Source organism: Streptomyces sp. cmx-4-9 (assembly GCF_046548835.1).
In the GTDB taxonomy this organism is placed as follows: domain Bacteria; phylum Actinomycetota; class Actinomycetes; order Streptomycetales; family Streptomycetaceae; genus Streptomyces.
In genome coordinates this window covers 267,802-278,833 of the sequence record NZ_JAEBEE010000001.1, presented here as the reverse complement: position 1 = coordinate 278,833, position 11,032 = coordinate 267,802, and the positions used below count along the sequence as shown (strand labels likewise).

14 protein-coding genes are annotated in these 11,032 nt (G+C 71.6%); 9 read left to right on the top strand and 5 right to left on the bottom strand.

Annotation, left to right across the window (positions count from 1 at the left end):
- Nucleotides 1-41 precede the first annotated feature (41 nt).
- Nucleotides 42-710: a UbiX family flavin prenyltransferase gene (locus ACLJTM_RS01385; RefSeq protein ID WP_411101467.1), complete on the top strand. Its 669-nt coding sequence runs from the start codon at nucleotides 42-44 to the stop codon at nucleotides 708-710.
- On the opposite strand, the gene ACLJTM_RS01380 is transcribed toward ACLJTM_RS01385, so the two are convergent.
- On the bottom strand, nucleotides 707-841 hold the full coding sequence (locus tag ACLJTM_RS01380) for a hypothetical protein (protein ID WP_411101466.1): 135 nt from the start codon (nucleotides 839-841) through the stop codon (nucleotides 707-709). The genes ACLJTM_RS01385 and ACLJTM_RS01380 overlap by 4 nt on opposite strands.
- A 122-nt stretch (nucleotides 842-963) precedes the next feature.
- Between ACLJTM_RS01380 and ACLJTM_RS01375 the strand changes: the two genes are divergently transcribed.
- From ACLJTM_RS01375 to ACLJTM_RS01355, 5 genes are all read left to right on the top strand, one after another.
- Nucleotides 964-1,419, top strand: a complete 456-nt coding sequence (locus ACLJTM_RS01375) for an Lrp/AsnC family transcriptional regulator (RefSeq protein WP_411101465.1) — start codon at nucleotides 964-966, stop codon at nucleotides 1,417-1,419.
- Between the two features lie 77 nt (nucleotides 1,420-1,496).
- A complete protein-coding gene (gene mqnE, locus ACLJTM_RS01370; RefSeq protein ID WP_411101464.1) occupies nucleotides 1,497-2,660 on the top strand; it encodes an aminofutalosine synthase MqnE in 1,164 nt (387 codons plus the stop codon).
- A gap of 134 nt (nucleotides 2,661-2,794) precedes the next feature.
- A complete protein-coding gene (locus ACLJTM_RS01365) occupies nucleotides 2,795-3,319 on the top strand; it encodes a GNAT family N-acetyltransferase (RefSeq protein WP_411101463.1) in 525 nt (174 codons plus the stop codon).
- Between the two features lie 142 nt (nucleotides 3,320-3,461).
- Entirely contained in the window at nucleotides 3,462-3,734 is a 273-nt protein-coding gene (locus ACLJTM_RS01360) for a DUF4229 domain-containing protein (protein ID WP_411102238.1), read from the top strand.
- A gap of 383 nt (nucleotides 3,735-4,117) precedes the next feature.
- Nucleotides 4,118-5,464 carry a dicarboxylate/amino acid:cation symporter gene (locus ACLJTM_RS01355; RefSeq protein WP_411101462.1) on the top strand — a complete coding sequence of 449 codons (1,347 nt, stop codon included), beginning with the start codon at nucleotides 4,118-4,120 and terminating at the stop codon, nucleotides 5,462-5,464.
- 78 nt (nucleotides 5,465-5,542) lie between these two features.
- Here the strand turns inward: ACLJTM_RS01355 and ACLJTM_RS01350 are convergent, their stop codons facing one another.
- The 4 genes from ACLJTM_RS01350 to ACLJTM_RS01335 are packed head-to-tail and all read right to left on the bottom strand — an operon-like array spanning nucleotide 5,543 to nucleotide 6,946.
- Nucleotides 5,543-5,734, bottom strand: a complete 192-nt coding sequence (locus tag ACLJTM_RS01350; protein ID WP_411101461.1) for a DUF397 domain-containing protein — start codon at nucleotides 5,732-5,734, stop codon at nucleotides 5,543-5,545.
- Nucleotides 5,731-5,916, bottom strand: a complete 186-nt coding sequence (locus ACLJTM_RS01345) for a DUF397 domain-containing protein (RefSeq protein ID WP_411101460.1) — start codon at nucleotides 5,914-5,916, stop codon at nucleotides 5,731-5,733. The genes ACLJTM_RS01350 and ACLJTM_RS01345 overlap by 4 nt, the downstream gene beginning before the upstream one ends.
- Nucleotides 5,913-6,095 carry a DUF397 domain-containing protein gene (locus tag ACLJTM_RS01340; protein WP_411102237.1) on the bottom strand — a complete coding sequence of 61 codons (183 nt, stop codon included), beginning with the start codon at nucleotides 6,093-6,095 and terminating at the stop codon, nucleotides 5,913-5,915. The genes ACLJTM_RS01345 and ACLJTM_RS01340 overlap by 4 nt, the downstream gene beginning before the upstream one ends.
- Nucleotides 6,095-6,946 carry a helix-turn-helix domain-containing protein gene (locus ACLJTM_RS01335; protein ID WP_411101459.1) on the bottom strand — a complete coding sequence of 284 codons (852 nt, stop codon included), beginning with the start codon at nucleotides 6,944-6,946 and terminating at the stop codon, nucleotides 6,095-6,097. Before ACLJTM_RS01335 ends, ACLJTM_RS01340 begins: the two co-directional genes overlap by 1 nt.
- Nucleotides 6,947-7,069: 123 nt before the next feature.
- Between ACLJTM_RS01335 and ACLJTM_RS01330 the strand changes: the two genes are divergently transcribed.
- From ACLJTM_RS01330 to ACLJTM_RS01320, 3 genes are all read left to right on the top strand, one after another.
- The gene (locus ACLJTM_RS01330; protein WP_411101458.1) at nucleotides 7,070-7,492 is read left to right on the top strand and encodes an ATP-binding protein; all 423 of its coding nucleotides are present in this window, start codon (nucleotides 7,070-7,072) and stop codon (nucleotides 7,490-7,492) included.
- A 262-nt stretch (nucleotides 7,493-7,754) separates the two neighbouring features.
- The gene (locus ACLJTM_RS01325; protein WP_411101457.1) at nucleotides 7,755-8,807 is read left to right on the top strand and encodes a helix-turn-helix domain-containing protein; all 1,053 of its coding nucleotides are present in this window, start codon (nucleotides 7,755-7,757) and stop codon (nucleotides 8,805-8,807) included.
- A 264-nt stretch (nucleotides 8,808-9,071) separates the two neighbouring features.
- Nucleotides 9,072-10,946: an AMP-dependent synthetase/ligase gene (locus ACLJTM_RS01320; RefSeq protein ID WP_411102236.1), complete on the top strand. Its 1,875-nt coding sequence runs from the start codon at nucleotides 9,072-9,074 to the stop codon at nucleotides 10,944-10,946.
- Nucleotides 10,947-11,032: the final 86 nt, after the last annotated feature.

Sequence of the window (11,032 nt, the reverse complement as noted above, 5' to 3'; positions counted from 1 at the left end):
GACCCGAGCCCGGCCAGGGGTGGCCGGATAGTCTCGGAGGTATGACTGAGCGCAAGCGCACCCCGTGGGTGGTCGGGGTTTCCGGGGCGTCCGGGACGCCGTACGCGGCGGCGGTGATCCGCGGGCTGCTGGCGGCCGGGGAGAGTGTGGACCTGGTGGTCAGCCGGGCCTCGCGGCTCACCCTGCTGGACGAGACGGGGATCGCCTTCCGCGACGCGCACTGGCGGGAGGACCTCACGCAGTGGCTGGCACGCGGGGCGGACGGGAAGCCGGGGACCTTCGCCGAGTTCGACGGCGATGTCCGGTACTGGGGGGCGGGCGACCTGGCTGCGGGGCCGAGTTCGGGCTCGTACCCCGCCAAGGGGATGCTCGTCGTGCCCGCGTCCACGGCCTGCGTGGCGGGGGTGGCGCTCGGACTGTCGAAGGACCTGCTCCAGCGGGTGGCGAGCGTGACGCTCAAGGAGCGGCGCAGGCTGGTGGTGGCCGTGCGGGAGACCCCGCTGAACGGCCAGACGCTGAAGCACATGGTGGCGCTGGACGAGGCGGGCGCCATCGTGCTGCCCGCCTCTCCGGCGTTCTACTCGGGTGCGACGCACATCCAGGACCTGGTGGACTTCGTCGCAGGGCGGGTGCTGGACGCGGCAGGGGTGCCGCACCGGCTGTACCGCCGTTGGGAGGGGGAGCTTGGCAGCGCCCGCTCGGGTGGTTAGCGCTTCTTGGCGCTGCCGGGCTTGCGGGTCTTGTCGACCCGGTGGGCGGCGGCGGGCTGGTGGGCACGGGATCGGTTGGCCAGCTCCTGGAGCTGTCGCATGTGCGCGTAGGCCATCTCGATCGTGTACACGGTGAACCACTCCTGAAGATCGTCATTGATCTGTTGAAAGATTCACAGGGTGTTGACCCTGTGTGCCTTAGATTCTATACCTAGACTTGCAGGATCGCCGAATAATGGAAGGCTCCACGTAAATGGACACGGTGGACAGGCAGCTCATCCAGGCACTCCGGGAGAACGGCCGTGCCTCGTACGCAGAGCTGGGCCGTCTCGTGGGGCTCTCCGGCCCCAGCGTCACCGACCGGATCAACCGTCTGGAGACGGCCGGCGTCATCACCGGATACCGCGCGACCGTGGACGCGGCCTCGCTCGGCCTCGGCGTCACGGCGCTGATCGGCATCTCCCTGTCCGACGCGGCGGACCACGAAGACGTGGCCCGGCGGCTCAAGGACCTCGCGGAGATCGAGGACTGCTGGTTCATCGCCGGCGACGACTCGTTCATGCTCAAGGTTCGCGTCAGTGATGTGGACGGCCTGGAGAAGATCATCCGCAGGCTCTCCGGGACCAAGGGCGTCTCCCGCACCCGTACCACGATCGTGCTCTCGACGAAGTGGGAGAACCGGGTCGGGGAACTGCCCGAGGAGGGCTGAGAGTACGGTTGGCGGGGTCGCTTGCAGTAGGACCGTACTGCGGGACACGAGGACACAGAGGAAGGCGGGCCACCGGTATGGACGCTGGGCTGAAGCGCGAGCTGGAGGAGAAGGTCCGTTCCGGTGAGCGGCTGACGCGTGAGGACGGCATCGCCCTCTACGAGTCGGACGACCTGGCATGGCTCGGTGGCCTCGCTCACGAGGTGCGGACGCGCAAGAACGGTGACGTCGTCCACTTCAACGTCAACCGCCACCTGAACATGACGAACGTGTGCACCGCGTCGTGCGCGTACTGCTCCTTCCAGCGCAAGCCGGGGGAGAAGGACGCGTACACGATGCGGATCGAGGAGGCCGTGCGCCTGGCGAAGGCCATGGAGAACGAGAACCTCACCGAGCTGCACATCGTGAACGGGCTGCACCCCAACCTGCCGTGGCGCTACTACCCGCGGTCGCTCTCGGAGCTGAAGAAGGCCCTGCCCGAGGTGTCGCTGAAGGCGTTCACGGCGACGGAGATCCACCACTTCGAGACGATCTCGGGGATGTCCGCCTCGGACATCCTCGACGAGCTGATCGAGGCGGGCCTGGAGTCCCTCACCGGCGGCGGCGCGGAGATCTTCGACTGGGAGGTGCGCCAGCACATCGTGGACCACCGCACCCACTGGGAGGACTGGTCGCGGATCCACCGGCTGGCGCACTCGAAGGGGATCAAGACCCCGGCGACGATGCTGTACGGCCACATCGAGGAGCCGCGCCACCGGGTGGACCACGTGCTGCGGCTGCGCGAGCTCCAGGACGAGACGGGCGGGTTCCAGGTCTTCATCCCGCTGCGGTACCAGCACGACTTCGTGGACATGAAGGACGGCAAGGTCCGCAACAAGCTGCAGGCGCGGACGTCGATGGCGACGGGCGCCGAGGCGCTGAAGACGTTCGCGGTCTCGCGGCTGCTCTTCGACAACGTGCCGCACGTGAAGGTGTTCTGGGTCATGCACGGCGTGCAGACGGCCCAGCTGGCGCTGCAGTACGGGGCCGACGACATGGACGGCTCGGTCGTGGAGTACAAGATCACGCACGATGCGGACAACTACGGGACCCCGGACAAGCTGGGCCGTGACGACCTGCTCGAACTGATCCGCGACGCCGGCTTCCGCCCGGTCGAGCGCAACACGCGCTACGAGGTGATCCGCGAGTACCCCGGTCCCGACGCGAGCCTGCGCGAGACCCCCCAGGCCATGCGCGTCTGACCGGCCCTGCGCCGGGGTCCGACCGGCCCCGCACCTCACCGGCAGCCCCGGCCCGCCTCGCGCGGGCCGGGGCTGCGGGCGTTCCGGCGCGGAAGGCTTTGCCGAGGGGGCCGGGTAAGGCCTAATCTTGCTGTGTGGCTCTTACTTTCACCGTGGACCCCGTGATCGACCCCGCCCTCCGCGACGGCATCCTGCGGCTGTGGGCCGACGTCAGCAACGCGGGCGGCGCCGTGGGCTTCGTCCCGCCCGTGACTCCGGACGACATCCGCCCGGCCCTGCTGAAGCAGCTCGCCGCGGTCGCCGGCGGGGGCTCCCGGCTCGTCGTCGGATACGACGAGGAGGGCAGGGTCGCCGCCACGTCCTTCCTCACCCACAACACCCACCGGCTGCAACGGCACTGGCTGTGGGCGTACACGGTGATGGTCCACCCCCGGTACCAGGGTCTCGGGCACGGCCGCGACCTGATGGCCGCGACCGCCGACGCGGCCCGCTCCATCGAGGGCATCGACGCGATCAGGCTCGGCTGCCGCGGCGGCCTGGGCCTGGAGGGCTTCTACGCGTCCTGCGGATACCGCGAGGTCGGCCGGGTCCCCGGCGCCATCCGCGTCGCCCCCGGCGACGACCGGGACGACATCACGATGCTGCTGCCGCTGCACTGACGCGCCCGGCGGCCCGGCCCCCCGGCCAGGGGCCGGGCTGCGGCGTGCTTCACTGGACGGGAACGAGCCGCCGTACCACCACGACGAGAGAGAAGGGGTCACCGTGTCCCTCAAGCCGAGCGCAACGATCCGCTACACCGCCATGCGCCTGGGCATCTTCGTCGGGTGCCTCCTGGTCGTCGCCGGCCTGGTGCGCATGGGCTGGGTGCCGTCCGGGCTCGGTGACGCGAACGTCGCCTGGGTCGTGCTGCTCGCCCTCGTGCTGTCCGCGCCGCTCTCCTTCGTCCTGCTGCGCAAGCAGCGCGACGAGATGTCCCAGCAGATCTCCGGCCGTGTCGCGGGCGCGAAGGACAAGCTGGCCGCGAACCGCAACCAGGAGGACGCGGCCGACGACGCCGCCCGCGTCGGCTCGTAACGCGCTCCGTCGCCCCTCACCCACCGAAAGCCCCTGCATCCGGGAACACCCCCGGAGCGCCGGGGCTTTGGCGTTTCCGGGAGGGGTGTGGGGGACAGTCGTGCGGGAAGGTCAAAGTACGCCTTTGAGTTTCCCAAAGGAGAAGTGTTAGCGTGTTCAACATGTTGACCGCAGCTGCGCACCCGATGACCACGAGCGTCACGCTCGTGGCGCGCCTGCACGTCGACCTCTGCCGCCGCGTGTCCGCGGCCTGTTGCTGTTGTCGCTGAATCCCGCTCCTCGTTGAGCCGAATCGATACAGCAGCGGTCCCGGCCGGCCCTTTTCCGGCTGCCGCCACCGCAGAACCGACCCCCGCCAGTTCCCCGTGCGTCACCTCCGGAGAGTGTCCGTGTCCGCGACCCCTCAGGCCCAGGCTCCCGCCAAGGCCTCGTTCAAGTTCCCCTTCTGGGCCCAGATAATCGCCGGCCTCGTGCTCGGTGTGCTGTTCGGCTGGCTGGCCCGCAGCCAGGACATCAGCTGGCTCGGCACCACCCTGGAGAAGACCGGCGACATCTTCATCCAGCTGCTGAAGCTGGCCATCGCCCCGCTCGTCTTCTTCGCGATCCTGGTGTCGATCACCAACCTCCGCAAGGTCAACAACGCCGCGCGGCTCGCCTCCCGCACCCTGCTGTGGTTCATGATCACCTCGCTGATCGCGGTCGGCATCGGCATCGCCATCGGCCTGCTCACCGACCCCGGCTCCGGCACCGGCCTCACCGCCGCCGACGGCAAGGAGCCCAAGAAGACCGGCTCCTGGATCGACTTCCTGACCGGCATCGTGCCGACGGACATCATCACGCCGTTCACCGAGCTGAAGGTCCTCCAGATCGTCTTCCTGGCCGTGGTCGCCGGCATCGCCGCCCTCCAGCTCGGCAGCAAGGCCAAGCCGGTCCTCGACCTCGCCGAGTCGGTGCTGGAACTCCTGCAGAAGGCCCTGTGGTGGGTCATCCGCCTCGCCCCGATCGGCACCATCGGCCTCATCGGCACCGCGATCGCCACCTACGGCTGGGACCTGATCGGCAAGTACGCCACCTTCACCGCCGACATCTACATCGGCTGCGCGCTCGTGATGTTCGGCGTCTACCCGCTGCTGCTCGCCACCGTCGCCAAGGTCAGCCCGCTCCAGTTCTTCAAGGGCGCCTGGCCGGCCATCCAGCTGGCCTTCGTCTCCCGCTCCTCGGTCGGCACCATGCCGGTCACCCAGAAGGTCACCGAGCGCCTCGGCGTCCCGAAGGAGTACGCCTCCTTCGCCGTCCCGTTCGGCGCCACCACCAAGATGGACGGCTGCGCCGCGATCTACCCCGCGCTCGCCGCGATCTTCATCGCGCAGATCTTCGACGTGCAGCTGGGCATCAAGGAGTACCTCCTCATCGTCTTCGTCTCGGTCATCGGCTCGGCCGCGACGGCCGGCCTGACCGGTGCCACCGTCATGCTGACCCTGACGCTCTCCACCCTCGGCCTGCCGCTCGCCGGCGTCGGCCTGCTGATGGCGATCGACCCGATCCTCGACATGATGCGCACCGCCACCAACGTGGCGGGCCAGGCGCTGGTCCCGGTCATCGTCTCGGCCCGTGAGGGGATCCTGGACAAGGAGGCCTACGCCTCCGCCTCGGCCTCCCCGCTCGACGAGCCCGCCCCGGCCCCGGCCGAGCCCGCCGTCGCGCAGGAGAAGGTCCCGGTCGCCGTCTGACCCGCCCCTCCGCACTCGCCGCAGCCCCCGCCCCCGTCCGGGCGGGGGCTGTGGCGTGTCCTCGCGCCGAAGCCCCGCTCAGTGCCGGACGGCGTGTGCGACGAACCCCGCCCAGGCGCGGGGCGCGAAGGCGAGGCCGGGGAGCCGGGTGTCCTTGGAGTCGCGGACGTGGACGGTGGCAGGGGTGGCTGCCACCTCGACGCAGGAGTCGCCCTCGCTGCCGCTGCTGTAGGTGCTCTTGAACCACACGAGCTCGGGGGTGGCGCTCATGAGGCGTGACCGAGGAACGCCGCCCAGGCGCCGGGGGTGAGGGCGAGGGGCGACAGCGTGACGTCCTTGGAGTCGCGGACGTGGACGGTGGTGGGGGTGGTGGCCACCTCGACGCAGGAGTTGATGTCGCCGCTGTCGCTGTAGCTGCTCTTGAACCACGCCAGCTCGGCAGCGGCGCTCATGAGGCGTGGCCGACGAACGCCGCCCAGGCGCGGGGCGCGAAGGCGAGGGGCGACAGCGTGACGTCCTTGGAGTCGCGGACGTGGACGGTGGCGGGGGTGGTGGCCACCTCGACGCAGGAGTCGCCCTCGCTGCCGTCGCTGTACGAGCTCTTGACCCAGTGAAGTTCGGGGTTGCCCATCATCCTTCTCCCAGCAGTTCCTCGATGAAGGCCCTGGACTCCAACGGCGTCAATGCCTGGGCCCGGACCATGCCATAGCGCAGCTCAAGGACCCGGAGCTGCCTCGGGTCGGAAACCGGACGCCCGCCGAAGGCGCCCTCCGAGCGGCCCACCGCCGTACCGTTCTCGAACTTGAGCACTTCGATCCCGCCGTCCATACCGGCATGCACTTCACAATTGATCGGCATCACCTGGAAGGCCACGTGCCGCAACCCGGCCACCCCCAGAGCGCGTTCGAGCTGCTGCCGCCAGACCATTGTGCCCCCGATGCGGCGGCGCAGGGTCGCCTCCTCCTGCACGATGCTGAGCGACGGGGCCGGTTGCCGGTCGAAGAAGGCGCGGCGAGCCATGCGGGCCGCCACGTACCGCTCCACCTCGTCCTCCCCGTAGGCGGGCTGTCGCATCTCGAACAGAGCCCGCGCATAGTCCTCCGTCTGTAGGAGGCCGTGCACGCCGTGGATGCGATAGGCCCCTATCTCGACGGCCCGGCTCTCCATGTTCGCCAGATCACGAACCTTCTTCGGGTACCGGACCTGTTCCACGTCCGCCTTCATCGCGGCGATCTTCCCGCCCGCCCGTAGGGTCTCGTCCGCCTTGTCCAGGTACTCGGGGCGGGGGATCCGCTTGCCCGCCTCGACCTTGCGGACCAGGTCCTCCCCGTACCCGATCGCATGGCCGAAGGCTGCGGCGCCGATGCCCGCCTCCTCGCGCCATGCGCGGAGCTGGCGGCCGAGCGCGGCCAGTACCGCCGCACCCTGTTCGTCCTCCGGGTCGACGTCCCAGCCCGTGTCTTCCGTACCGTCCCGATCCACGGTCCTGCCTCCTGATCGCCTCCGCCCGGACAGCCGGGACAGGGTCGGACAGCGCCGGACAAAGCCCGGACGCAAGGGGGTTGCCGCTTCTCACGGTAGGCCGGTCCGGACACGCTGAGTGACGTGAATACGCATATTCGTGACACCGGGCGCCGCTTCGGCGCCCTGCTCGCCGCCACCCCCCGCGGCGCCCGGCAGGCGCGGCGGCTGGCCGTCGAGCGGATTGCCGCGTGGGGGCTGCCCACGGACGGGCCGGAGCTCGTGGTGGCCGAGTTGGCCGCCAATGCCGTGACGCACGGGCGGGTCCCCGGGCGGGGCTTCCGGATCGAGCTCGCCCTGTCCTGCGGGGTGTTGCGGATCGAGGTGGTCGACACCCGGGGTGACCGGGTCCCCCGGTTCCGCGACGCGGACGGGGGTGCGGAGGGCGGGCGGGGGCTGGTCCTCGTGGAGGCGGTCGCGGACCGCTGGGGGGTGGACCGGGGGCTGCCGCCCGGCAAGACCGTGTGGGCCGAATGGGATGTGCCCGGAGAGTGCCGGGAACCGTGACGCGGGGGGCCGGTATCCGGTGGTCGCCGACGTCAAAGGCGTTAAATCACCTCAGGTAAATCCAACCCAACCCACCCCACCGGCCCCGCATCACTCACATGGGTGAAGTGCGCCAACTGGGCTGGCTTTGGGCATGGTTGGCGGGCATATGCTCGCCCCACCACCTCAGACATGAGACGGCCCCCGGCGGGACTGCCATCCCGGTCGAGGGCCTGGCCGACCAGGAAGTCCGCGAGGCTTCCCTCCCCCGCAAGGCTTCCCGATGGCTTTCGAGCACCCTAGCGCGACCCCGCGCCCCTCGTCCCGCATTCCCGCCGGGACCCCCCGATCCGGTGTGGTCCACGTCAACGTGCGGCACGCCGACCACTACACCGTGGTCGGCAACCACCTCGCCCAGCACCCCCGGTTGTCGCTGGTCGCCATCGGACTCGCCACCCACATCCAGTCGCTGCCGGAAGGCGCCGCCGTCGGCATCAAGGCCCTCGCCGAGCGGTTCCCCGAGGGTGAGGTCCGGATCGCCTCCGCCCTGCGGGAGTTGGAGGCGTACGGGTACCTGGAGCGGCGGCGCGTCCGGCTGGCCACCGGGCACGTGGTCACCCGCACGCTGTCCTACAACCGGCCGCCCGGTGACGGTCCCGAGCCGCCTCCGCCCCCACCCCGGCCGAAGCGCCGTACGCCGGCGGCCCGGGCGGACCGCGCCGTGACCCGGGAACGGCGCCCCGAACCGCAACCCGAGCCGCAGCCGCAGTCGCCGCCCGAGCCGCAGCCGGAGATGCGACCCGAGCCGCAGGCCGATCCTCAGCCGCCACCCCAGTCACCACCGCAGCCGCCACCCCAGTCACCACCCCAGTCGGCACCGCAGCCGCAACCGCCGGCGCCGGCCGAGTCCGTGCCGCGGGCCCCGTCACGGTTCCGGCCGCAGCCGTGGGGCGATGACGCCGCCGCCGCATCCGTCCACCAGGACGCCGTCGACCTCCTCGCCCGCCTCCGAACGGACGATCCGCGGCTGCTGCTCCCCGAGCACCACGTCCGGCGGCTCGCGCCCGACGTGGCCGCCTGGCTGGATCGCGGGGCCGCGCCGGAGGCCGTACGCCGCCTGCTGGCCGGCGACCTTCCCGTGGACCTGCGCCACCCGGCGGGGCTGATCGCCCACCGGCTCCGGACCCAGATGCCGCCCCACCTCCCCCCAGAGCCGGCGGAACCGCAGGCCAGGCGCCCGGACCCGTTCCAGACCTGCGACGGCTGCGAACGGGCCTTCCGCGCCCGGCTGCCGGGCCGCTGCCAGGACTGCCCGCCGGAGACGAGCGCCGCGTAGGCCGCGGACCGGCGGCGGGGCGGGATCGCGAGGGGGGCGTCCGCAGGCCCCCTCCGCCCGGCCGGGACGCATCCCCGTCCCGGCCGGGCGGGCGCGGGGGAACGGTGCGCAGGCCTCGGGGAGGACTCGGGGGGCCCGGTGGGAAGGCGCGGTGAAGATGCCTTCACGGGGCTGGTCAGCGCGGGTTACCGCTGCGTAAATTACCGGCGGTAACGCCCGTGTAGCCGAGGAGAGTGCGCCGTGGGAGCCGACCCGCAGCCGGTCATGCCCGTCAGGCCAGTGGAGCCCGTGGAGCCCGTGAAGACCCTCGTCGACGGGGTGGTGCGCGAGGTGTGGGTGCCCCCGCTGGTGGGCCCCCCGGCCGCCGGGTCGCTCGGGGACATCCCCTTCGACAACGCCCGCGAGGCCCCCGGTGAGGCGGTCCTCGCCCGCAAGGACCGGGACGGCACCTGGCGGGACGTGAGCGCCGCCCAGTTCGCGGCCGAGGTGCTCGCCGTCGCCAAGGGGCTCATCGCCGAGGGCCTGCGCGAGGGCGACCGGCTCGCCATCATGGCCCGCACGACCTACGAGTGGACCCTGCTCGACTTCGCCGGATGGGCCGCCGGACTGGTCACCGTGCCCATCTACCCCACGTCCTCCGCCCTCCAGGCCCGCTGGATCCTCCACGACTCCGGGGCCGTCGCCTGCGCCGTCGAGGACACCACCCAGGCCCGCATCATCAGCGCCGACCGGGCCGCCCTGCCGGCGCTCGCACACCTGTGGGAGTTCGACACCGGCGCGGTGGCCCGCCTCGTCAGAGCCGGGGAGCGGATCCCCGACGCCCTGGTGCACGCACGGCGGAGAGCCCGTACGCCCGCATCCGTCGCCACCCTCGTCTACACCTCCGGCACCACCGGGCGCCCCAAGGGGTGCGTGCTCACGCACGCCAACTTCTTCGCCGAGGTGGACAACGCCGTCGCACTGCTCCACCCCGTCTTCACGTCCGCCGGCAAGGACCCGGCCTCCACCCTGCTGTTCCTGCCGCTCAGCCACATCTTCGGGCGGATGGTGGCCGTCGGCTGCATGCGGGCCCGCGTCAAGCTCGGGCATGCGCCCAGCATCCGTACGGAAGACCTCCTCGCGGACCTCGCCGGCTTCCGGCCGACCTTCCTGCTGGCGATCCCGTACGTCCTGGAGAAGGTCTACAACACCGCCCGCGCCACTGCCGAGGGCATGGGCCGCGCCGCCTCCTTCGACCGGGCCGCCCGCATCGCCCGCCGCATCGGCGAGGCAGCCGGGGGCAGACCCCCGGGGCCCGTCCTGCGCGCGGCGCGCGCCCTGTACGACCCGCTGGTCTACCGGCGGATCCGGGCCGCGATGGGCGGCCGGGTGCGCTACGTGCTGAGCGGCGGCTCCCCGCTGGGGCACCGGCTCGCCGCCTTCTACACGGGCGCGGGCATCGAGGTCTTCGAGGGGTACGGCCTGACCGAGACGACCGCGGCCGGCACGGTGACCCCGCCGCAGCGGCCCCGGCTCGGCACGGTCGGGTGGCCGCTGCCGGGCACGGCCGTACGGATCGCGGACGACGGGGAGGTGCTGCTCGCCGGGCCGCACGTGTTCGCCGGCTACTGGAACACGGCGCACGGGGTCCAGCCGGGCAGCTGGCTGGCCACCGGGGACATCGGGCAGCTGGACGCCGACGGGTACCTCACCATCACCGGCCGCAAGAAGGACCTGATCATCACCGCCGGAGGCAAGAACGTGGCCCCCGCCCCGCTGGAGGACTGGCTGCGGGCCCACCCGCTCATCGGGCAGTGCATGGTCGTGGGGGAGCACCGGCCCTACGTCACCGCCCTCATCACGCTGGAACCGGACGGGCTGCTGCACTGGCGCCGGATGCGCAAGAAGGAGTCCGTGCCCCTGCGCCGGCTGGTGCAGGACGAGGAACTGCGGGCGGAGCTCCAGCGGGCCGTCGACGAGGCGAACCAGCTGGTGTCGCGGCCGGAGTCGATCCGGGACTTCGCCGTCCTGCCGGAGGAGTTCACCGAGGCCCGCGGCCACCTGACCCCTTCCCTGAAACTCAAGCGGGCCGTGATCGCGCGGGAGTACGCGGCCCGCATCGATGAGCTGTACCGGTCCCCACGCGAGCGCGAGCGCTAGGGCGTGCAGGGCGGGCCGGGCCCCGACACGCTCCGAAGGAGGCGGCTCTGGCCGCCCGCTCCGGGTCGCGCGGGCGCGCTGCCCCG

Coding starts and splice junctions, on each gene's coding strand:
- ACLJTM_RS01340 (WP_411102237.1), bottom strand. CDS start 6,095: ATGGGCAACCCCGAACTTCACTGGGTCAAGAGCTCGTACAGCGACGGC.
- ACLJTM_RS01320 (WP_411102236.1), top strand. CDS start 9,072: ATGCCCGTCAGGCCAGTGGAGCCCGTGGAGCCCGTGAAGACCCTCGTC.
- ACLJTM_RS01385 (WP_411101467.1), top strand. CDS start 42: ATGACTGAGCGCAAGCGCACCCCGTGGGTGGTCGGGGTTTCCGGGGCG.
- ACLJTM_RS01325 (WP_411101457.1), top strand. CDS start 7,755: ATGGCTTTCGAGCACCCTAGCGCGACCCCGCGCCCCTCGTCCCGCATT.
- ACLJTM_RS01360 (WP_411102238.1), top strand. CDS start 3,462: ATGCGCCTGGGCATCTTCGTCGGGTGCCTCCTGGTCGTCGCCGGCCTG.
- ACLJTM_RS01345 (WP_411101460.1), bottom strand. CDS start 5,916: ATGAGCGCCGCTGCCGAGCTGGCGTGGTTCAAGAGCAGCTACAGCGAC.
- ACLJTM_RS01350 (WP_411101461.1), bottom strand. CDS start 5,734: ATGAGCGCCACCCCCGAGCTCGTGTGGTTCAAGAGCACCTACAGCAGC.
- mqnE (WP_411101464.1), top strand. CDS start 1,497: ATGGACGCTGGGCTGAAGCGCGAGCTGGAGGAGAAGGTCCGTTCCGGT.
- ACLJTM_RS01375 (WP_411101465.1), top strand. CDS start 964: ATGGACACGGTGGACAGGCAGCTCATCCAGGCACTCCGGGAGAACGGC.